At 39.1% G+C, this 21395-nt stretch carries 20 protein-coding genes and 1 other annotated feature; of the genes, 11 read left to right on the top strand and 9 right to left on the bottom strand.

The window, feature by feature from the left end:
* The first annotated feature begins 161 nt into the window (after positions 1-161).
* Positions 162-479: a trp operon repressor gene (gene trpR, locus PR809_RS17575; RefSeq protein ID WP_094961916.1), complete on the top strand. Its 318-nt coding sequence runs from the start codon at positions 162-164 to the stop codon at positions 477-479.
* 370 nt (positions 480-849) lie between these two features.
* Here trpR and yjjX read toward each other — a convergent pair whose 3' ends face one another.
* Positions 850-1386, bottom strand: coding sequence for an inosine/xanthosine triphosphatase (gene yjjX, locus PR809_RS17570; protein WP_004914743.1), 537 nt, complete (start codon positions 1384-1386; stop codon positions 850-852).
* Between the two features lie 52 nt (positions 1387-1438).
* On the opposite strand from yjjX, the gene gpmB reads away from it, so the two are divergent.
* Entirely contained in the window at positions 1439-2086 is a 648-nt protein-coding gene (gene gpmB / locus PR809_RS17565; protein ID WP_102138956.1) for a 2,3-diphosphoglycerate-dependent phosphoglycerate mutase GpmB, read from the top strand.
* 43 nt (positions 2087-2129) lie between these two features.
* On the opposite strand, the gene robA is transcribed toward gpmB, so the two are convergent.
* Positions 2130-3044 carry an MDR efflux pump AcrAB transcriptional activator RobA gene (robA, locus tag PR809_RS17560; RefSeq protein ID WP_195698193.1) on the bottom strand — a complete coding sequence of 305 codons (915 nt, stop codon included), beginning with the start codon at positions 3042-3044 and terminating at the stop codon, positions 2130-2132.
* Between the two features lie 185 nt (positions 3045-3229).
* Between robA and creA the strand changes: the two genes are divergently transcribed.
* Entirely contained in the window at positions 3230-3706 is a 477-nt protein-coding gene (creA, locus tag PR809_RS17555; protein WP_102138958.1) for a protein CreA, read from the top strand.
* A gap of 112 nt (positions 3707-3818) precedes the next feature.
* Here creA and arcA read toward each other — a convergent pair whose 3' ends face one another.
* The gene (gene arcA, locus PR809_RS17550; RefSeq protein ID WP_004905684.1) at positions 3819-4535 is read right to left on the bottom strand and encodes a two-component system response regulator ArcA; all 717 of its coding nucleotides are present in this window, start codon (positions 4533-4535) and stop codon (positions 3819-3821) included.
* A 1089-nt stretch (positions 4536-5624) separates the two neighbouring features.
* Here arcA and thrL point away from each other — a divergent pair.
* From thrL to thrC, 4 genes are all read left to right on the top strand, one after another.
* Positions 5625-5693 (top strand): thr operon leader peptide, encoded by a 69-nt coding sequence (gene thrL / locus PR809_RS20145; RefSeq protein WP_071548816.1) that lies wholly within the window; start codon positions 5625-5627, stop codon positions 5691-5693.
* Positions 5632-5753: a sequence feature (Thr leader region), on the top strand. (Overlaps the previous gene by 62 nt.)
* A 24-nt stretch (positions 5754-5777) precedes the next feature.
* Positions 5778-8237 (top strand): bifunctional aspartate kinase/homoserine dehydrogenase I, encoded by a 2460-nt coding sequence (gene thrA, locus PR809_RS17545; RefSeq protein ID WP_166266620.1) that lies wholly within the window; start codon positions 5778-5780, stop codon positions 8235-8237.
* A 3-nt stretch (positions 8238-8240) separates the two neighbouring features.
* Complete coding sequence (thrB, locus tag PR809_RS17540; RefSeq protein ID WP_102138959.1) at positions 8241-9170, top strand: homoserine kinase; 930 nt, start codon at positions 8241-8243, stop codon at positions 9168-9170.
* A gap of 3 nt (positions 9171-9173) precedes the next feature.
* Complete coding sequence (thrC, locus tag PR809_RS17535; protein WP_206276128.1) at positions 9174-10469, top strand: threonine synthase; 1296 nt, start codon at positions 9174-9176, stop codon at positions 10467-10469.
* Between the two features lie 126 nt (positions 10470-10595).
* Here thrC and PR809_RS17530 read toward each other — a convergent pair whose 3' ends face one another.
* The 6 genes from PR809_RS17530 to PR809_RS17505 all read right to left on the bottom strand — a co-directional run bounded on the left by PR809_RS17530 (position 10596) and on the right by PR809_RS17505 (position 15017).
* Positions 10596-11249 carry a hypothetical protein gene (locus tag PR809_RS17530; RefSeq protein ID WP_102138961.1) on the bottom strand — a complete coding sequence of 218 codons (654 nt, stop codon included), beginning with the start codon at positions 11247-11249 and terminating at the stop codon, positions 10596-10598.
* A 61-nt stretch (positions 11250-11310) separates the two neighbouring features.
* Positions 11311-11532, bottom strand: coding sequence for a hypothetical protein (locus PR809_RS17525; protein ID WP_102138962.1), 222 nt, complete (start codon positions 11530-11532; stop codon positions 11311-11313).
* Between the two features lie 446 nt (positions 11533-11978).
* Positions 11979-12173 (bottom strand): hypothetical protein, encoded by a 195-nt coding sequence (locus tag PR809_RS17520; protein WP_102138963.1) that lies wholly within the window; start codon positions 12171-12173, stop codon positions 11979-11981.
* Positions 12174-12377: 204 nt separating this feature from the next.
* Positions 12378-12842, bottom strand: a complete 465-nt coding sequence (locus tag PR809_RS17515) for a hypothetical protein (RefSeq protein WP_206276127.1) — start codon at positions 12840-12842, stop codon at positions 12378-12380.
* Positions 12843-12949: 107 nt separating this feature from the next.
* Positions 12950-14341 (bottom strand): Cu(+)/Ag(+) sensor histidine kinase, encoded by a 1392-nt coding sequence (locus tag PR809_RS17510; protein WP_102138965.1) that lies wholly within the window; start codon positions 14339-14341, stop codon positions 12950-12952.
* Complete coding sequence (locus tag PR809_RS17505) at positions 14334-15017, bottom strand: heavy metal response regulator transcription factor (protein ID WP_102138966.1); 684 nt, start codon at positions 15015-15017, stop codon at positions 14334-14336. The genes PR809_RS17510 and PR809_RS17505 overlap by 8 nt, the downstream gene beginning before the upstream one ends.
* A gap of 154 nt (positions 15018-15171) precedes the next feature.
* Between PR809_RS17505 and PR809_RS17500 the strand changes: the two genes are divergently transcribed.
* From PR809_RS17500 to PR809_RS17485, 4 genes are read left to right on the top strand one after another with little or no spacing between them, the layout of a single operon-like run.
* A complete protein-coding gene (locus PR809_RS17500; protein WP_206276126.1) occupies positions 15172-16581 on the top strand; it encodes an efflux transporter outer membrane subunit in 1410 nt (469 codons plus the stop codon).
* Between the two features lie 8 nt (positions 16582-16589).
* Entirely contained in the window at positions 16590-16931 is a 342-nt protein-coding gene (locus PR809_RS17495) for a copper-binding protein (RefSeq protein ID WP_229597530.1), read from the top strand.
* Between the two features lie 17 nt (positions 16932-16948).
* Positions 16949-18217, top strand: coding sequence for an efflux RND transporter periplasmic adaptor subunit (locus tag PR809_RS17490; protein ID WP_166266630.1), 1269 nt, complete (start codon positions 16949-16951; stop codon positions 18215-18217).
* A 3-nt stretch (positions 18218-18220) separates the two neighbouring features.
* On the top strand, positions 18221-21358 hold the full coding sequence (locus PR809_RS17485; protein ID WP_166266632.1) for an efflux RND transporter permease subunit: 3138 nt from the start codon (positions 18221-18223) through the stop codon (positions 21356-21358).
* Positions 21359-21395 lie beyond the last annotated feature (37 nt).

Here is a 21395-nt window from a genome sequence, read left to right as displayed (position 1 = left end):
TTTGTGTATGCTCCCCGAGCTATCCTCGCTGGTCGCCTAGTCACAACTCAAACTATTTAGCATATTAACGCAGTAACTAAATGAAAATGGTGTTTGGTTGATGATTTCTAATAAGAGTGTGTTATTATTTGTACTAGTTAAATAGTATGGGTGGATAAACGATGACAGCAAATCAACAACATGACCCGGCACTGACTGCTGATGAAAACGCTGACTGGCTGCGCTTTGTGAATTTATTACAATTGGCATTTGAACAAGATATTCATCTGCCAGTTCTTCAGTTATTACTCACGCCAGATGAGCGCACAGCGTTAGCGACTCGCGTTAAAATTGTGCAAGAGTTGATGCGCGGTGAAATGAGCCAAAGAGAACTGAAAAATGAGCTCGGCGTGGGAATTGCAACTATTACTCGGGGTTCGAATAGCTTAAAGTCAGCGCCTATTCCTGTGAAGGAGTGGTTGGAGCAACAACTTCTCTAAAATACGCGTCATATTTTGCACTGTGGCGTTGTTGGCTGCATTTGGTTACCCGAATCACATACTTGTGTATGCTCATCGGGATAACCTCACTTGCCGCCTAGCCACAATCCAAACTATTTAGCGTATTGGTATTTATCGTATTTCAAATTGTAGGGGTGTTCAGGCTTCGCTCATTCGCCCTAGTCACATACTAGTGTATGCCCCTAGGGCTTAGCACCACTTGCCAGCGACTTATAATCCGAACTATTTATCGTATTGGTATTTATCGTATTTCAAATTAATAGTCACAAAAAAAGTATGGTTTCCCATACTTTAGTGTGAAAAGAGTGGTGTTTAATCGCACATGCAATTTTAATTATTTTAAGTATAATTAATCTTCTACTTGGTTTAGCTCTTTATAAATTTCATGCTTAATGGGAACCAAGGCCAATATCAAGGCTTGTTGGTAAACACTGGTGCGAGTTAATACCCCGTCAGTGAAAAAACCAATGGCACCACCTTGTTGTTTGATATTATCGATGCCTGTTAAAAAGGCCATTTCATCGCCGAGTTCACGGCCTTCACGAATACCCGCCAGAATTTTTTCTGGGATCATAATACTGGCAGAGCGGGATTCACCACGTATTTGCTTATGTTCAATCACTATCCAAGCAAATGTCATATCGTCTTCGATACCCGCTTCAATACCAACCCAAAAATCCGCTTCAGGGCGAACTTGCCTAGAGGCCATCACGCGTTGTCTAGCCCCAGTACGGGTTTCATTATTACCGATAGGTTGCTGTGGAACACTGCTATCGACATTAATATCTTCAATTTGATAACTGCCAGCCCCAAAAACAGCATCGAAAGCAAGATGGATCGCTTTAATTTTGGCAGGATTAGTCGTTGCAGCTATAACTTGGTACATTAATTATTTTCCTTTGAACACATACTTCGAAAAGTAATAACGGAACACATCTATGTTACAGGTTTATCTTGTTCGCCATGGCGAAACTGAATGGAATTTAGCTCGTCGCATCCAGGGACAATCCGATAGCCCTCTGACCGCCACTGGACGACTGCAAGCAAGGCAGGTGGCTGAGAGGATAAAGTCAGAAGGCATTACCCATATTATCACTAGTGATATGGGACGCACACTGGAAACTGCACAAATAATTGCAAGTGTGTGCGGGTGTGAAATTACCACAGAACCGCGTCTACGTGAACTAAATATGGGCGTTCTTGAGCAAAGAGCAATAGAGTCGTTAACGCCAGAGGAAGAACAGTGGCGTAAAAGCTTAATTGATGGCACACGTGGAGGACGAATTCCAGAGGGTGAATCAATGGAGGAGCTGTATACACGCATGTTTGCAGCACTAAATAGTTGTTTAGATTTGCCTGAAGGTAGCCGCCCGTTGATTGTTAGCCATGGGATTGCGTTGAGTACGTTAATTAGTCGTATTATGGGGGTTCCGGCTTATTCAGAACGCCGCCTTCGTTTACGTAACTGTTCGTTATCTCGTGTTGATTACCAAAACAGCCCATGGTTGGCGAATGGTTGGATAGTTGAAACGGCAGGTGAGGTCACACATTTATCGCAGCCGGCTCTTGACGAACAGCAAGGCTAACGATTTCGAAAAAGGAGTTTCAACAAACTGAAACTCCTCTGCTTTAAGGGGTCGCGGCCGAACCTGTTTTGATAGGAACATAATAATCAAAGGTATCGATATGTGTTTTGGGGTCATCATCTTCAAGGGTGACATGACGTAAATCGATGTTTTTTAATCGATAATGTTCGATGTCATAACCTGGTCGACGTGTTAAATTCAGCTTAGGCAGATATACACCATAAATTTGGTATAAAAACTCTTGTAATGCATCTCGAGTTGGCGTCCCATTGAATGAAAATTTAACATAATGGCCACTTGGTAACGTTAAGCTCGAGTATTGGTCTGTGTTAAAACTCGCATCTTCAGGTTTTACCGCCGTGGTATAGAACACCGTTTGTTCATCTTCTTTTTCTGGATTATGAATGGCATGGTGCAAGCCAAAAACTTCAGACGCAATCGTCGTCGTATTATCCAAATAGTAGTGCCAAAATGTTTGGCGCATTTGCGAACAAGCGGTCGACCACTCTTCTAACGCATAAGAACAACTTTGTTCCAAGCCAACCAGCTCTTGCTCTGGCATTTGTAGGAATTCATGTTCAATATTGGTGTGATTATCTAAAATAATCGGTGGGCAAATACCTGCCGCACACCACTCTTCACTCCGGCGGTAAAAAGCAGGGGTTAGGTTAAATTGCTTTTTAAAGGCTCGAGTAAAAGTTTGTTGCGAATCAAAGCGATACTGCAACGCAATATCAAGAATTGGTCGGCTTGTTAGCCGCAATGCCACAGCAGCTCGAGAAAGCCTTCTGGCTCGAATATAAGCACCAATCGCTTGGTCAGTCACCTCTTTGAACATTCGTTGTAAATGCCACTTTGAGTAGCCCGCTTTTGCGGCAACATTATCTAGCGAGAGTGGTTTATCTAGGTTGTCATCTATCCAGCGAAGCAAGTCGCGAATAATATTAGTTTGATCCATGTATATCCCCAGCCAATGCGACTTATAGAACAGATATAATCTATCAATGAATGGCTATTCTATATCAAGTTATCTTTTTCGTTTATAGTAAATGAGTTGTATTTGATAATTAGTTAAGAAAGTGAATAATAAGTCTTGTTTTACTACGAGGTTTTACCGATTTTTAGTTGAATAGGAAATTCAGTATGCGTTGTTCCAGATTAAAAAATATCGCACTTACAGCATTATTATTAGCGTTGCCGAGCATGACATTTGCTGAAGAAATCGGTTCAGTCGATACTGTTTTTAAAATTTTCGGCCCTGACCATAAAATTGTCGTTGAAGCATTTGATGACCCTGATGTTGAGAATGTCACTTGCTATTTAAGTCGTTCAAAAACAGGGGGGATCAAAGGGGGTTTAGGGTTAGCGGAAGACACCTCTGATGCTGCAATTTCATGCCAGCAAGTTGGACCGATTGAGTTAAGCGACCGTGTCAAACGCAAACCGACGAAAGGGCAAGTTGTCTTTCAAAAACGAACGTCTTTAGTCTTCAAAAAATTACAAGTTGTACGTTTTTACGATCCAAAACGTAATGCATTAATTTATTTGACTTATTCAGACAAGATGATCGACGGTTCACCAAAGAATGCGCTAAGTGCAGTGCCGATTATGCCTTGGTGATAACAAAAAACGGTTGAGTCGATGTACTCGCAATAAAAATGGCTCGCCAATAAAAAATCCGTTGCCTAAAAGACAACGGATTTTGATAATCAGTAAATAATTAGCTTGCTAATTATTCGTCTAAATCACCGCAGAAGCGATAGCCTTCACCGTGGATGGTTGCAATGATTTCTGGTGTGTCAGGTGTCGATTCAAAATGTTTACGAATACGACGGATCGTGACGTCAACAGTTCTGTCGTGTGGTTTTAATTCACGGCCAGTCATTTTCTTCAGCAGGTCTGCACGAGTCTGAATTTTTCCTGGGTTTTCACAGAAATGCAGCATCGCACGGAATTCACTACGGGGTAATTTGTAGTGCTCACCCGCAGGGCTGACTAATGAACGGCTATTGATGTCTAATTCCCAACCATTAAATTTATAGCTTTCTACTAAACGACGCTCTTCAGTACCGCCCGCTAAATTCATTGTACGGGACAGTAAGTTGCGCGCACGAATAGTCAGTTCGCGTGGGTTAAATGGTTTAGTGATATAGTCGTCAGCACCAATTTCAAGGCCAAGGATTTTATCCACTTCGTTATCGCGTCCTGTTAGGAACATTAACGCAATGCTTTCTTGCTCACGAAGTTCACGAGCAAGTAATAAACCGTTTTTACCTGGTAAGTTAATATCCATGATGACTAAATTGATGTCATGTTCAGAGAGAACATTATTCATCTCTTCGCCATCAGTTGCCTCATGAACCACATAGCCTTCCGCTTCAAAGATGCTTTTCAGCGTATTGCGTGTGACAATTTCATCTTCAACAATCAAAATGTGTGGGGTCTGCATAGTTGCTACCTAAAGTATTAAAATAAGAATACTGAACTCACAATCCGTTTCCAGTTAGGTGGTTATTAATATTGTTCTCTGGAAAAACACGTTTATGAGTATAAATTTGTTTTGAAATTCAACAGTGACATTATGTTGCCATTTCAGGCAAAAGACTTTAACAACAAGTCAAAATATAAGCACTTTCCCAATATTGTACTGTTAACAGCAATATAACAGCTAATACTGCATTTACCACCTAAAAAACTAACTTTTGTTGATACATATCAAAATCAATTGTAGCACGTTAACAAAAATTGTTAGGTAGATAATTATATAAATTAATGCGGTGTTTAGGAATCAGATAGCGTCTAAAAAAAGGGAGCAGTTGATGCATAGGGGATGCTTCGGATTGGTATTAATGAATATAGTCTTCAATGAGTTAAATATACCATTATAAATAATGTTTAATTTGTGACTTACCTCCGATTTCGAAATGTTATTTTAATACAAAAAAAGGTGAAAAATTTATCTTGTTAGCGATAACGGGATGCAAATATTCAGTTTGTGAGCTTTTATGTTATTTAATTAGGAAAGATACTTATTTTATTTTGTCGCGGGTGGTTTTTAACAATCACCTAGCATTTGTTTGTAATTTAACCAGATGAAGAAGTATGGGTTTTAAGTGTAAGTACTTACTTTGCAATTTATTGCATTAGTGGTTGTAGGCTGATGACTATGAATGGTAAGTGGTAAGAAATATATGAGCTAAATACGTGGGGTGAGTGGGTCATTTTTACGCATTTTTTCACCTTGGTTCTCTTCACAAGAAATGGCTAAAGGTCATCTGTGTTGTCTGTTTTATAGGCAATTTCGTTTTTTGTTGGTTAAAAAATTATTCATCTTGAAATTTTAATTATTTTAGTTTTTAAAACCAATATTGGTGTGATGGATATCTTTTTGGGGAGGTGTTTTTCATGCTGGTAGATAATTTATCAAGTAAAAAAAGGGTTTTAAAAGGGATGTTTTACAAATAAATTTGACAAAATATACCAATTGCTTTAACCGTATAGGGAGAAACTTAAAGAATCTAAGAGACAGACAGAATCTATGCGTAATATCAGCCTGACTATTATTATTACCACCACCACCGTAACCACAGGAAACGGGGCGGGCTGACGCATCCAAAAAATAAAAATGAAAAAGCCCGCATACTTAACCGATGCGGGCTTTTTTTTGGTGTTAATTCAGGAGAGAAATACCATGCGTGTGCTTAAATTTGGCGGTACTTCGGTTGCAAATGACGAACGAGTACTGAATGTTGCTGACATCGCTGAAGGCAAATTAGCAGATGGACAAGTGGCTTTGGTGTTATCCGCGCCAGCAAAAATCACTAACCATTTGGTTGCTATGATTGAAAAAACGGTTGCAGGACAAGATGTCATCACGCATGTTAATGATGCTGAAATGATTTTTGCTAACCTTTTAAAAGGATTAAAAGAAAAACAACCTGGTTTTGAATATGACCGGTTAAAAAAACTGACAGAGCACGAATTCGCGCAAATCAAACAAGTACTGCATGGTATTACTCTTCTCGGACAGTGTCCAGACAGCATTAACGCATCAATTATCTGCCGTGGTGAGAAACTCTCTATCGCAATTATGGAGTCTGTGCTAAAAGCACGCGGTCATAATGTGACCGTCATTAACCCTGTTGAGAGCTTACTCGCGAAAGGCCACTACCTTGAATCTACAGTTGATATAAATGAGTCAACAAAACGCATTTCTGATTTAAATATACCGAAAGATCATTTTGTCCTAATGGCAGGCTTCACCGCAGGTAATGAGAAGGGTGAATTAGTGGTATTAGGCCGTAATGGGTCTGATTATTCAGCCGCAGTGCTAGCGGCTTGCTTACGTGCCGACTGTTGTGAAATTTGGACTGATGTTGATGGCGTCTATACATGTGACCCGCGTTTAGTGCCTGACGCTCGTTTATTGAAAGGCATGTCATACCAAGAGGCCATGGAGTTATCCTATTTTGGTGCCAAAGTTCTCCATCCTCGTACCATCGCCCCAATTGCTCAATTCCAAATCCCTTGCCTGATAAAAAACACCACTAATTTAAGCGCGCCTGGCACTTTAATTGGTGATGGCCAAACTGACGACAGCACGCCAGTGAAAGGGATCACCAACCTGAATAATATGGCGATGATCAACGTATCTGGCCCCGGTATGAAGGGGATGGTCGGTATGGCTGCACGTATTTTCTCCGTCATGTCTCGTCGAGGGATCTCGGTTGTTCTGATCACGCAATCTTCATCAGAATACAGTATTAGTTTTTGTGTCCCACAAAATGAGTTAGTCAGAGCCCGTGCAGCACTGGAAGAAGAGTTTTACTTAGAGTTGAAAGATGGCGTACTTGAGCCACTGGATGTGATGGAGCAGTTAGCGATCATTTCTGTGGTGGGCGACGGTATGCGTACTTTGAAAGGCATTTCGGCTCGTTTCTTCTCTGCGTTAACTCGTGGCAACATTAACATTGTCGCTATTGCGCAGGGGTCTTCTGAGCGTTCTATTTCTGCCGTTATTGCCAATGACGCAGCCACAACTGCGGTACGCTTATGCCACCAAATGCTATTTAATGCAGAACAAGTTATTGAAGCCTTTGTCATCGGTGTTGGTGGGGTTGGTAATGCGTTAATTGAACAAATTCATCGCCAGCAACAATGGCTAAAACAAAAGCATATTGACTTACGTGTCTGTGGTATTGCGAATTCACGTGCAATGCTCACGGATATGCAAGGGATCGATTTAGGTAACTGGAAAGCGGAACTGGCGGAAGCGAAAGAGCCATTTAGCTTAAGCCGTTTAATTCGTTTAGAGCGTGAATACCATTTCTTGAACCCTGTCATTATCGATTGCACATCAAATCAGGAAATTGCAGAGCAGTATGTCAATTTCTTGAAAGATGGCTTTAATGTGGTCACACCGAATAAAAAAGCCAACACTTTGTCGATGGATTACTACCATCAGTTACGTGCGGCAAGTGAAACATCGAAACGTAAATTCCTCTATGACACCAACGTAGGTGCAGGTTTACCCGTTATCGAGAACCTACAAAACTTACTGAATGCAGGGGATGAACTAGTTCACTTTAGCGGAATTTTATCGGGTTCTTTATCATTCATCTTTGGGAAATTAGACGAGGGCATGTCTTTATCGGAAGCCACAACACTGGCTAAAGAAAAAGGTTTCACAGAGCCAGACCCTCGTGATGATTTATCAGGTATGGATGTGGCGCGTAAATTATTAATTTTAGCCCGTGAAGCGGGTTACAATTTAGAACTACAAGATATTGAAATTGAACCTGTTTTACCTGCTGATTTTGATAGCAGTGGTTCTGTTCCTGAGTTTATGGCTCGTTTACCACAACTGGATGCACAATTTGCACAGCGTATAAAAGCCGCAGAAGCGGAAGAAAAAGTGTTACGCTATGTTGGGTTAATTGAAGAAGGGCGCTGTCGGGTGAAAATCGTTGCTGTGGATGGTAATGACCCTCTCTTCAAGGTTAAAAATGGTGAAAATGCACTGGCCTTCTATACACGTTACTACCAGCCAATTCCTTTAGTATTAAGAGGTTATGGTGCAGGTAATGATGTTACTGCAGCTGGTGTATTTGCGGATGTGCTGCGTACCCTTTCATGGAAACTGGGAGTTTAATAAGTGATTAAAGTTTATGCACCGGCTTCAATTGGTAATGTGAGCGTCGGGTTTGATGTTCTTGGCGCTGCAGTTTCTCCAGCGGATGGCTCATTGTTAGGTGATTGTGTAACAGTTGAAGCGGCGGACACTTTTTCGTTGACGAATAAAGGCAAATTCGTTGCTAAACTTCCGAAAAAAAATGAACACAATATTGTTTACCAGTGTTGGCAATTGTTTTGTGAGCGCCTTGGTCGACCATTAAATGTCGCTATGACGCTCGAAAAAAATATGCCAATTGGTTCAGGGCTCGGTTCTAGTGCGTGTTCTGTTGTTGCAGCACTGATGGCGCTAAACGAATTTGCAGAGAAACCCTTCGATGATACCCAATTGCTTGGCATGATGGGGGAGTTAGAGGGGCGTATTTCAGGAAGTGTGCACTATGATAACGTCGCACCGTGCTTTTTAGGTGGTTTACAGCTGATTATCGAACAAAATGGCATTATTTCTCAGCCTGTGCCTGCATTCGAAAACTGGTATTGGGTCATGGCCTATCCTGGCATTAAAGTATCGACAGCGGAAGCGCGTGCGATCCTTCCTAATAGCTATCCCCGCCATGATATTGTAAATCATGGTCGATACCTATCAGGGTTCATTCATGCTTGTCATACAAACCAATCGTTACTTGCAGCAACGATGATCCAAGATGTTGTGGCTGAACCTTATCGTACACAACTATTACCCGGTTTTGCGGCAGCACGCCAGAATGCAAAAGAAATCGGTGCATTAGCTTGTGGCATTTCTGGCTCTGGGCCAACACTGTTTGCTATTTGCGATGAGAAGCATATTGCTGAAAAAATGGCGAGCTACTTGCAACAACATTATATTCAGAATGATGAAGGCTTTGTGCATATCTGCCGTTTGGATCTGGCCGGGGCAAGGACAATAGGGTAAATAATGAAACTGTATAATTTAAAAGATAACAACGAACAAGTAAGTTTTGCGCAAGCGGTTAAGCAAGGTTTAGGCAAGCAACAAGGTTTATTTTTTCCTCAAGACTTACCTGAATTCACTGCGACTGAAATCGACGAATTATTAAAATTAGATTTTGTCACTCGTAGCAGCCGTATTTTAAGTGCTTTTATTGGTGATGAGATCCCTCATGAGGAGCTCGCTGCAAGGGTCGAAGCCGCGTTTGCTTTTCCTGCGCCAGTTTCTAAGGTTGAAGATGATATCGCGACACTGGAGCTATATCATGGGCCAACACTCGCATTTAAAGACTTCGGTGGTCGCTTTATGGCTCAGGCACTGGGGCAAGTCGCTGGTGAGCAGCCAGTGACCATTTTGACTGCCACTTCTGGGGATACAGGAGCAGCTGTTGCACACGCATTCTATCGTCTTAAGAACGTCCAAGTTGTCATTCTCTACCCAGAAGGAAAAATTAGCCCGCTGCAAGAAAAACTCTTCTGCACGCTGGGTGAAAATATTCATACGGTTGCGATTAAAGATGACTTCGATGCATGCCAAGCATTAGTAAAACAATCGTTTGATGATGAAGAACTAAAAAAAGCGCTGTATTTAAATTCGGCTAACTCGATCAATATCAGCCGTTTATTAGCGCAAATTTGTTATTACTTTGAAGCTGTCGCACAGATCCCAGCAGAAAAACGGGATCAATTAGTGATCTCGGTTCCGAGTGGTAATTTTGGCGATCTTACAGCGGGTTTATTAGCTAAATCAATGGGCTTACCTGTTAAGCGCTTCATTGCAGCTACTAACGTCAATGATACTGTGCCACGTTACCTCGTTGATGGGCAATGGAAGCCAAAACAAACGGTAGCAACCCTATCGAACGCGATGGATGTTAGTCAGCCAAACAACTGGCCTCGTATAGAAGAGCTATTCCGTCGTAAAGGTTGGTCTCTTGATGAATTAGGGCATGGGGCTGTGAGTGACGAAGTGACTAAAGAAACAGTACGTGAATTAGATAAAAAAGGGTATTTATCTGAGCCACATGCTGCAGTTGCTTATCGTGTGCTTCGTGACCAATTGCAAGAAGGCGAGTTCGGGCTGTTTTTAGGTACGGCACACCCGGCTAAATTTAAAGAGAGTGTTGAAGAAATTCTTAATAAGGCAATACCTTTACCTAAAGAGTTAGCAGAGCGTGCGGAACTACCACTACTCTCACACTTTTTACCCTCTGATTTTGTACAATTACGCACATTTTTAATGAAGTTAGCACCTAAGCAGTAAATATTGCTAGAGTACAAAAAACGGAAGCGAAAGCTTCCGTTTTTATTGGTAATACCATCTTTTATTAAGATAATTATAGGGTTTCATATTGCCACATCACTTATACACTTTTAACGGATTGGTTTGTCACATTGAGCTAATGCCATCGTGCCCGTCTCTACCGCCATCAGGTCCACCGCGTCCTCCTTTTCCTCCTTGGCTACCATTACCCCCATTGCCGCCATTACCACTACCAGAGCCGTTGCCCCCATTACCCCCGTTACCGCCATTAGTTCCACCATGCCCTCCATTACCCCCATTGCCATTTACCGTTCCATTACCGCCATTCCCACCACTACCACCACCATCGCCATCACCGCCATTTCCACCATCACCTCCAGTTATACTGCCATTGCCGCCATTTCCTCCATTGCCATTACTGCCTTCTTCTGCGTTACCACCATTGCTACCATTACCGTTATTTGATCCCGTTCCGCCATTTCCACCATTTTGACCATCACCCCCATGGCCACCGTGACCCCCATGGCCACCATGACCACCTTGACTATCATTTCCAGCTTGGCCCGAATTCCCATTTTGTCCATAGCTTACAAAGCTAAAAAATTTAGAATAGTAATATTGGCCATGGAGTTTCGAACATACCTTATTATTAATTTCATTAATATTAAATTCATTTTTTAATAAACAATTAGATGCAGTATTAAATAAGGAGTGAGAGTATGCTGAAAATGAAATAGAACTCATTAATAAGACACCAAGTGAGATGTAATTTTTATACATTATAAATTCCTCCGTTCCCCCCTCATCGAGTGAGGAGGGAAATATTTAGTGACTAGTTAAATTATCTACCGTTGCCGCCATTACCGCCATTACCGCCGTTGCCGCCATTACCACCATTGCCACCATTACCACCATGACCGCCATTCCCACCATTTCCTCCATGGCTTTGTTCGTAAACAGTAGAATAAGTAGAAATATTGTCAGAATGTTTTTCTTGGAAAGAAGTTGCAGATGATAGAATTGGGAATAATAAAGATACTATGACAATAGATGCTTTATACATATAAGATCCTCGTTTAAAAGTTTAAATTAAAATGAACTGCAATGAAATTGTAATTCATGGTTTTGAATAAGCAATTAGTTATTTATCTATGTGTGTAATTAAATTTATTTTACGATAAATATAAAGTATTATGGCTTTTTTTTATTTTTTTGTTTTATATTAATAACAAATATTTAATTAGTTATATAACTAATAAACCCTTAGTGATTAAAGTAATTAATTAGCAATTGATGATGTAATATTTTATTTTCTAATTAATTTTATAGTTGTGTTTGGGGTATTTTTTGAAAAAAAGGGTAAAGTGGGGCTTTTTAAATTTGGTCCCACTTTACTTTTGATTTAACCGCATATAGACCAGTATTTCCGAAGAGAGTATATTAAATGGATATAGGGCTATACATTATGAGGGAAATATTCTTTAAATTTTATTTGGTATCTTATTGCTTTTATTCGATGTTCAGCCAAACATCATCATCATCTCCATTTTTTACTTGAAACCAAACATCATCATCATCTCCGTTATAGGCTATTTTTAAGTCTATACTTAGGATAGGTGGCTCTGGCGGGAAGGGAAGAATAGGGGTAGCCAAAGAGAGTGCTGGAAATAATAAAGATGCAAGTATGATTGATTTTTTAAACATATAATCGCCTTTTAAAGTTAATATTCAAATGAACTGCCTAGAAATAATAAACTATTTTTTTTGATGTTCAATAAATAGTTTCATTTGTTTTTAATAAAAAATGAAATGGGTTTGATAAAATTGAATGCGAGTGGGTTAGGCTTATTTTGATTGATTTAAAACCATATTAATTAGTTATTTGATAATATGGTTTTAAAATTTCAATTAATTATTTTTTAAATTTTCTATTATTTTACTTTGAATCGATTCTGATGAGCTGTTTTTATGAAAGCTTAACATAGTGACTGCTTTTTCATTTTCATTCATTTCGGAAAATGATTTCGCAACTTTTACTGCCGGCTGTTTATAGTTAGGTGATAGGCTTTGGTGGCGACTGATCATACTTTGCATTATTGGTGATGTATTGTTTTGCGTAAAACTCAATGCAGCAGCAGCTTGGGCGTGTTCATCTAACTCAAGGAATGACTGAGTTGAATTGATATCATTATTGGTCGAAATACCCGCTTTACTTAAATGGCTATTAATCGATTTTAAATTAGAATAGGAAGTATTGTTTTCAGTGAAATTTAATGCATTTGCAGCATTATAATGTATTTCTTTTTCAGTTTGAGCGGCAGATACATGTCCTGTTACAGCTACAAGTGTTAAAGAAAAAATAAATTTTTTCATTGTGAACCCTTATTAAGTTAAATAGTTTATCTTATAACTATAATAAGGCTTTATTTCTGTCTGAATACTGACAACAAAATGACAAAATTGCCATTTATGGTAGACATTCAATTTGGTTTCATAGGTAAAAATACAGTAAAGCGTGTTGAAAAATCATCTGATTTTACAGAGATCCTGCCTTTATGCGCTAATATAATTGATTTGACGATTGCCAACCCAATTCCACTTCCTTCATTTTTTCTTTGCCTTGATTTATCTACTCGATAAAATCTATCAAAGAGTTTTTCTAAGTGTTCTTCGGGTATTTTTATACCGGGATTGCTGATGATTAATTCAATACCCTCTTTTACATTTGAAATGTTAATGCTGACAGAGTCACCCCTTGGGGTGTAGCGGATAGCATTTGATAATAAATTAGTAATCGCTCTTCTTAACATGTCTTTATCGGCCATAATAGGACTAGTGTCCCCAATTAGCTTAAGTTTTATTTCATTCTCTTCAGCGAGATATTCAAAATAATCAAATATGAGCTCTATTTCAGTTTTAATATTAATGATTTTTTTCTCTGGGATAAGCCTATTATCATCTGCTTGAGCAAGAAAAAGCATATCAGAGATCATTCGTGATAGTCGGTTATATTCTTCCAAATTAGAATATAACACTTCAGCTAGCTCTTCTTTACTGCGGTTTTTACTCAAAGATATTTGAGTTTCAGTCATTAAATTAGTGATTGGTGTACGCATTTCATGAGCAATATCTGCCGAAAAATTTGTTTGCCTTACGAAAACATCTTCAATTTTTACTAACATCTGATTAAATGATTTTGTTAATTGCTTCAATTCATTAGGTACAGAATCAGGATCTAAACGGACGCTTAAGTTTTCGGATGTGACATTTTTTATTTCATCGCTTACATCTTTAAGGGGTTTTAATCCCTTTATCACAAGGAAATAAACGACAAGAATAGTAAATAAGCACAGTATAATTGCACTGATAATCAAACTGTTTATTAATGAGCTCAGATAATCATGATGAAAATTTAATGATAGCGCAGTAACTAATCGATATTGTTTAGGCTCTGAAGGAGGGCCCACCTGAATAAGACTTTCTGATAGACGATAATCTTTGAGCTCTACGTCTTGGTTATTTTTATCAGGATCATAATTTTTTAAGTGCGTAATAAGTTTATCTGTTGCATTGGGAGATACTAATGTATTTCCTTTATTATCAATGAGATAAATGGTAGCATCTTGATGCTCATTAATAATGGTTTTAATTCGTGCGTATTGCTCACTTTGTGGATCTGAATTGCCATTTAATAAGCTTCGGATCGTTAAATTCAACTGGTTAAGTGTGTATTCATCTTGCTGCTTAAAATGTAACATAACTGAGTTGATCATGATCGAGCTAAATAATAGTAAGGCGAGGGAGAGAGTAATACTGATCAAAACAATAAGACGAATTGAAATAGAGACAGGAGATCGAAACAGCTTAATCATTTTCAGGGATCTCGAGTAAATAGCCCATCCCTCTAATGGTATGAATCAATTTAGGTTCATAGCCTTGATCTATTTTAGCCCTCAGCCTTTTAACTGCAACATCAATGACATTGGTATCACTATCAAAATTCATATCCCAAACTTTTGAGGCGATAAGAGAACGAGAAAGAACTTCGCCTTGGTGAAGAATAAAAAATTCCAATAATGAAAATTCTTTACTGGTGAGTATAATTTTATCATTTTCACGTGTAACGCGTCGTTTGATCAGGTCAACATGCAAATTAGCAATGGTAAATTGTGTTTTTTGGATGCTGTTATTGCCTCTGCGTAATAAAGTTCTTACTCGAGCAAGTAGCTCAGAAAAATCAAATGGCTTAACAAGATAATCGTCAGCACCTATCTCTAACCCTTTGACTCGATGTTCAACATTACCTAAAGCAGTAAGCATGAGGATTGGCGTATTTTTTCCTGTATTGCGTAAGTTTTTAGCAATCTCCCAGCCATTAATATCTGGCAACATCACATCAAGAATAATTAAATCATAGTCTTCAGTTGTCGCCATATGCAGGCCTGTAATGCCATTTTCGATTGCATCAACAATAAACCCGGACTCACTTAAGCCTTTAGATAAGTATTCTCTCGTTTTATGTTCATCTTCAACAATAAGTAGTTTCATCTCAGGCCCTGCAGTCAGGAAAACAATGTAATCATTCTAAGCACTATGGCAACGAAATGTAAAATGACAAATTTGTCATTTTCATGTCATGAATCTAACAGGAGGCCTTTTTTACTATAGTGACAATTTTAATCACTAGAGGCATGGCTATACCATGTATTCCCCTAAAATATTAATAATAGCTTATGCCCTAATTTTGACTGGTTGTGTTTCGCTTGCCCCTGAATATCAACGCCCTAATTTTAATTTGCCTCATCAATTCAGTGGCAATGTTTCTGATGTAGTAACGCGGGATAAAACAGCGCGGAATAAAACAGAATTAGCAATACCAAGTTGGTCTCAATTTATTCAAGACCCACAAATGAAAAGCGTGATAGAAATTGCGCTTGAGAAAAACAGTGATTTATATCTTGCGGCCTTAGATGTAGAAGAAGCTCGTGTGCGTTTTGGGCTAGCAGGAGCAGAAAAATATCCTCAAATTAGTTCATCGATGAGCGGCGATTATGGCCAATCATTAGAGTCTGGGTCATCCTTCAATAAGAAATACAGTGCAGGCGTTGATATCAGTTATGAACTGGATTTTTTTGGGCGTATTAAAAACTTATCTGATGCCGATAAAGCAAAGTTTATTGCTTCTCAAGAGATGAAGCGTGCGACACAAATTATCACAATCAAAACGGTAGCAGAGGCGTATTTAGATGTGGTGTATAACCAGAAATTATTATTAATTTCGCAAGAGACGAAGCAAAGCTACCTCAATAGTCAATCGATTGTAATGCAAAAAGTGGCGGCAGGAAAAGCCGCGCTATCAGACCTAGAACAAGCTAAAGGGCAAGTACAGTCTATTTCTATTAATATCGAAAAAATTGAAAGTGAAATTGCAAAAAATGAAAATTTACTGAATTTTTTGACAAATGACTACGCAACAAAAATAAATTTAGATCTAGGACGCTACGAGCCAAACTATCCTTTAATTACAACTCCTTCAGATATTCCCTCTGAAATATTATTAAAACGCCCAGATATTATGGCTGCGGAGCAAAATATTATTTCTGAGAATGCCAATATAGGTGTAGCAAGAGCCGCTTTCTTTCCTTCTATTTCCTTTAATACAGGAATTGAAAACAGTAATGATTCTTTAACAGGGTTATTTGACTCTTCAAATGGTATTTGGAATTTTATTCCTAAAATTACGCTACCTATTTTTACTGGTGGTACAAATAGCCGAAACTTAGAGTTAGCAAATATTAGAAAAAATAAAGCGATTACTAATTACGAAAAAAGTATTCAAGTAGCATTTCGAGAAGTGAAAGATGCCTTAGTGATCAAATCGAGTTTAGAAAAACAACTCATCTCCCAAGTGCAATATGTCAACACGCTGCAAAACGTCTTAACACAGAAACAAGCGAGTTATCGATATGGCAGTTTGAGCTATCTCGATGTTCTTGAAGCACAGCGTAGCTTATTTACCGAACAACAAAATTTATTGATGTTGAAAATAGAACAGCAGAAGAATGAAATAAATTTATTCTCTGCATTAGGTGGCGGATTAATAAAATCATGAGGGTAACAATGAAAAAATTAAATACAGTATTTTTTGCAATTTCAATGGCGATGTTAACAGCAACTAGTTATGCAAATGCTGCTGAACATAACCACTCTATTTATCCAGAAAAAGTCGCAGAGCCGACAATCAATACCGAAGGAACGCTAATCTCGATTGATAAAGATAATAAAAAGTTAACAATAAATCATAAAGAAATTCAAAGTATTGGCTGGCCACCAATGACGATGCGTTTTACCTATGAAGATGAAAATATGATTAACGGCTTACAAGAAAATGATGAATTAAAATTTTCATTTGTACAACAAGGCAATCTTTCAATGTTGAAATCCGTCGAAAAGATAAACTAAATAGGTAGAGAGATGTTATGTCATTAGTTAACCTGACCAAATTGCTATTGGTAATTATTTTATCGAGCGTTATTTCAATTTTATTTTACCGATATTTTTTCGTTGTAGAAAATAATAGCCAACCAGTTGAAAAACAAGAACGCACCGTATTGTATTGGTATGACCCGATGTATCCCAATACCAAGTTTGATCAACCAGGGAAATCCCCGTTTATGGACATGGATCTTGTTCCTAAATATGCGGATGAAAACTTGGCTTCAGCGAATAGCAAAGGGATAACAATTAACCCAACACAGACACAAAATTTAGGACTTAAAACGGTGGATGTAAAGTGGGGGAAATTAAGCTATGACTTAACATTTCCAGGCGAAATTGCATTTAATGATCATCAATTCGCTATCGTGCAAGCGCGAGAAAATGGTTTCGTTGAAAAAGTTTACCCATTCACCGTTGGTGAGAGGATCCAAAAAGGGGTTCCTATTGCTGATCTAACGATCCCTGCATGGGTTGAAGCGCAAAGTGAATATCTTGCACTCAAGCAGATGAATGCGAGCCAGCAAGATCTTAATAGCGTCATTGAGCGTTTACGTTTAAATGGCATGCCAGAGGGAGCACTTTCTCAGTTTATTAAAACAGGAAAAGTCCAATCACGTTTTACGATCCAAGCACCTATTTCAGGGGTAATTACTGCACTTAATCTACGTTTAGGGATGAACGTATCTAAAGAAGTTGTTATTGCACAAATACAAGGAACAGATCCATTATGGATTAATGCCTCTGTTCCTCAGTCAGTTGCTGAATTACTGAATAAACAAACAGAATTTACAGTTTCTATTCCCGCTTATCCTTCACAGTTATTTACTGTAAAAAACTGGCTGATATTACCTAGCGCAGACCAAGCAAGTCGTACAATTAATATTCGTACAGAAATTGCGGACCCTAGCCATTTATTAAAACCGGGTATGACTGCATATTTGAATTTAGTTGCAGAAGGTAATGAAAGTTTATTGATCCCTTCACAAGCCATTGTGGATTCAGGGAAAGAACAACATGTTATTGCTGTTGGTGAGAATGGTGAATTTATTCCGAAAAGAGTACGAGTGCTCAGTGAATCTCAACAAATGACGGCAATATCTGAAGGGCTACAAGTGGGTGAGCATATTGTGACTCAGGGGATTTTCCTGATTGATTCCGAAGCGAATATTGCGGGAGCATTAGCCAAGATGGAAGCACTTCCTGAACCTTCAGCGTCATCTAATCATTCATCACATAAATCTCAGGAGTAGAGTATGTTGGAATGGATTATAAGACGCTCAGTCGCTAATCGCTTTTTAGTCCTAATGGGAGTCATGTTTTTAGTTATTGCAGGTATTTGGAGTATCCGCAGTACACCTGTTGATGCATTACCTGACTTATCTGATGTACAAGTGATCATCAAAACCACTTATCCAGGGCAAGCGCCCCAACTGGTCGAAAACCAAGTCACATACCCAATAACGACGACGATGTTATCTGTGCCGGGAGCAAAAACGGTACGGGGTTTTTCTGCATTTGGTGACTCATATGTTTATGTTATTTTTGAAGATAATACAGATTTATACTGGGCTCGTTCACGCGTTTTAGAATATTTAAATCAAGTCCAAAACCAATTGCCAAAAGGTGCGGTAGCTTCTATTGGCCCTGATGCGACAGGGGTTGGCTGGGTTTTTGAATATGCTTTAGTGGACAAAACAGGAAAGCATAATCTAGCTGAACTGCGCTCATTACAAGATTGGTTTTTGAAATATGAATTGAAGGCTTTGCCAAATGTTTCCGAAGTTGCAACCGTCGGAGGTGTGGTTAAATCTTATCAAATCTTAGTTGACCCGCTCAAGCTCAGCCAATTTTCTGTGACATTACCTGAAATAAAACAGGCAGTTGAAATGGCTAACCAAGAAGCGGGTGGCTCATCGATTGAAATTGCTGAAGCTGAATATATGGTTAGAGCGAGTGGCTATCTTCAATCTATTGATGATTTCAATAAAATCTACCTAAAAACTCCCGAAAATGGCGTGCCAATTTACCTACAAGATGTTGCTCGAATACAGGAAGGCCCCGAAATGCGTCGTGGGGTTGCTGAGCTAAATGGGGAAGGCGAGGTAGTTGGTGGTATTATCTTGCTTCGCTCAGGTGAAAATGCACGCAATGTGATCCATGATGTAAAACAGAAACTTGAAGATTTAAGTGCCAGTTTACCGGAAGGCATCGAAATTATTACAACTTATGATAGAAGTATTCTTATTGATAACGCGATTGATAATTTAAGCTATAAGTTGCTAGAAGAATTTATTGTTGTCGCATTGGTGTGCGCTATCTTCCTATGGCATTTCCGTTCTGCATTAGTCGCAATTATTTCCTTGCCTCTCGGATTATTTATTGCCTTTATTGTCATGCGTTATCAAGGAATAAATGCAAATATTATGTCATTGGGGGGGATTGCAATTGCTATCGGGGCAATGGTAGATGCCGCCATTGTGATGATCGAAAATGCGCATAAAAAATTAGAAAAATGGCAACATGAAAATGAAGGTAAAGCCATTGATAATGCCCAGCGTTGGAAAGTTATTACTGACTCTGCTGTTGAAGTTGGGCCGGCATTATTTATCAGTTTATTAATTATCACATTGTCTTTTATTCCTATCTTTACGTTGGAAGGACAAGAAGGCCGTTTATTTGGCCCACTCGCATTTACAAAAACCTATGCCATGGCGGGGGCTGCAGCGTTAGCGTTAATTGTGATTCCAATCCTAATGGGGTATTGGATCCGCGGTAATATTCCAAATGAAAATAAAAATCCACTGAATCGTTGGTTGATTGCTCTCTACAGTCCTATTCTAATTAAGGTATTAGCATGGCCGAAGACCACCTTATTAATTGGTTTCTTATCTTTATTTACCGTGATATGGCCATTAAAACATTTAGGGGGGGAATTTCTTCCTGCGATTAATGAAGGTGACTTACTTTATATGCCTTCAACACTGCCGGGAGTTTCGCCTGCCCAAGCGGCATTTTTACTACAAAATACAGATAAGCTAATCAAAACTATTCCTGAGGTCGATACGGTATTTGGTAAAGTCGGTAAAGCTGAAACGGCAACGGACTCAGCCCCTATGGAGATGATTGAAACAACGATACGTTTGAAGCCGCAAGCAGAGTGGCGAGAAGGGATGACACTTGAAAAAATTATTGATGAGCTTGATGAAACCGTGCGTTTGCCCGGGGTTGCAAACTTATGGGTTCCGCCTATTCGCAATCGTATTGACATGTTATCTACGGGAGTCAAAAGCCCTATAGGCATCAAAGTGTCAGGAAGAGATCTTGATGAGATCGATGCATTAGCCCAAGAAATTGAAAAAGTGACAAAATCGGTTCCCGGGGTTGTTTCTGTTTTGGCTGAGCGATTGGTTGGTGGGCGTTATATTGATGTCAAAATTGACAGAGAAAAAGCGGCACGTTTTGGCATGAGTATCAGTGATGTACAAGTTTATATTTCAATGGCGACTGGTGGGGAAATGATCGGGGAAACGGTTGAAGGGATTGAGCGTTACCCAATTAGCATAAGATATCCTCAAGATTACCGAAATAGCGTATCTGCGATGAAGTTATTACCAATTTTAACGCCGAGCAAACAACAAATTGTACTTAGTGATGTTGCTGATGTATCCGTGAATATGGGCGCTCCAATGTTGAAAACAGAGAACGCAAGACCGACTAGCTGGATTTATATTGATGCGCGTGATCGCGATATGGTCTCTGTTATTAAAGATATTGATGCCGCAATAAAAGATAACATCCAAATGAAGCCGGGCTTGAGTTATTCCTTTACGGGACAATTTGAATTGCTCGAAAGAGCCAACCAAAAATTAATGTTAATGGTTCCTGCTACCATACTGATTATTTTTGTCCTGCTTTATTTAGCATTCAGACGATTTAGTGAAGCATTACTGATTTTATTAAGCTTACCTTTTGCTTTAGTGGGCGCTATTTGGTTCCTTTATTGGATGAACTTTAATTTATCGGTTGCAACAGGGACAGGGTTTATTGCATTGGCAGGTGTAGCCGCTGAATTTGGCGTAGTTATGTTGATTTATTTACGCCATGCAATCGAAGATAAAGAAAAACAGCAAGGAATAAGCAAGTTATCAAACCAAGATTTAGACCATGCATTATATGAAGGTGCTGTTTTACGTGTCCGTCCTAAAGCCATGACAGTTGCCGTAATTTTAGCGGGTTTATTGCCAATATTACTTGGGACAGGAGTCGGTTCGGAAGTCATGAGCCGTATAGCAGCACCGATGATTGGCGGTATGATCACCGCGCCATTATTGTCCCTATTTATTATTCCAGCAGCTTATAAATTAATCTGCCAGTTACGCCATAAAAAATAGACACTTTTTAAGTACTCGTCATTATTATTGATAAGGT

The organism is Providencia sp. PROV201, from assembly GCF_028479545.1.
In the GTDB taxonomy this organism is placed as follows: domain Bacteria; phylum Pseudomonadota; class Gammaproteobacteria; order Enterobacterales; family Enterobacteriaceae; genus Providencia; species Providencia huaxiensis.
Note: the sequence above shows the minus strand (reverse complement) of the source record. Positions and strands in the feature narration are given on the sequence as shown.

Coding starts and splice junctions, on each gene's coding strand:
- trpR (WP_094961916.1), top strand. CDS start 162: ATGACAGCAAATCAACAACATGACCCGGCACTGACTGCTGATGAAAAC.
- yjjX (WP_004914743.1), bottom strand. CDS start 1,386: ATGTACCAAGTTATAGCTGCAACGACTAATCCTGCCAAAATTAAAGCG.
- gpmB (WP_102138956.1), top strand. CDS start 1,439: ATGTTACAGGTTTATCTTGTTCGCCATGGCGAAACTGAATGGAATTTA.
- robA (WP_195698193.1), bottom strand. CDS start 3,044: ATGGATCAAACTAATATTATTCGCGACTTGCTTCGCTGGATAGATGAC.
- creA (WP_102138958.1), top strand. CDS start 3,230: ATGCGTTGTTCCAGATTAAAAAATATCGCACTTACAGCATTATTATTA.
- arcA (WP_004905684.1), bottom strand. CDS start 4,535: ATGCAGACCCCACACATTTTGATTGTTGAAGATGAAATTGTCACACGC.
- thrA (WP_166266620.1), top strand. CDS start 5,778: ATGCGTGTGCTTAAATTTGGCGGTACTTCGGTTGCAAATGACGAACGA.
- thrC (WP_206276128.1), top strand. CDS start 9,174: ATGAAACTGTATAATTTAAAAGATAACAACGAACAAGTAAGTTTTGCG.
- PR809_RS17530 (WP_102138961.1), bottom strand. CDS start 11,249: ATGTATAAAAATTACATCTCACTTGGTGTCTTATTAATGAGTTCTATT.
- PR809_RS17525 (WP_102138962.1), bottom strand. CDS start 11,532: ATGTATAAAGCATCTATTGTCATAGTATCTTTATTATTCCCAATTCTA.
- PR809_RS17520 (WP_102138963.1), bottom strand. CDS start 12,173: ATGTTTAAAAAATCAATCATACTTGCATCTTTATTATTTCCAGCACTC.
- PR809_RS17515 (WP_206276127.1), bottom strand. CDS start 12,842: ATGAAAAAATTTATTTTTTCTTTAACACTTGTAGCTGTAACAGGACAT.
- PR809_RS17510 (WP_102138965.1), bottom strand. CDS start 14,341: ATGATTAAGCTGTTTCGATCTCCTGTCTCTATTTCAATTCGTCTTATT.
- PR809_RS17505 (WP_102138966.1), bottom strand. CDS start 15,017: ATGAAACTACTTATTGTTGAAGATGAACATAAAACGAGAGAATACTTA.
- PR809_RS17500 (WP_206276126.1), top strand. CDS start 15,172: ATGTATTCCCCTAAAATATTAATAATAGCTTATGCCCTAATTTTGACT.
- PR809_RS17495 (WP_229597530.1), top strand. CDS start 16,590: ATGAAAAAATTAAATACAGTATTTTTTGCAATTTCAATGGCGATGTTA.
- PR809_RS17490 (WP_166266630.1), top strand. CDS start 16,949: ATGTCATTAGTTAACCTGACCAAATTGCTATTGGTAATTATTTTATCG.
- PR809_RS17485 (WP_166266632.1), top strand. CDS start 18,221: ATGTTGGAATGGATTATAAGACGCTCAGTCGCTAATCGCTTTTTAGTC.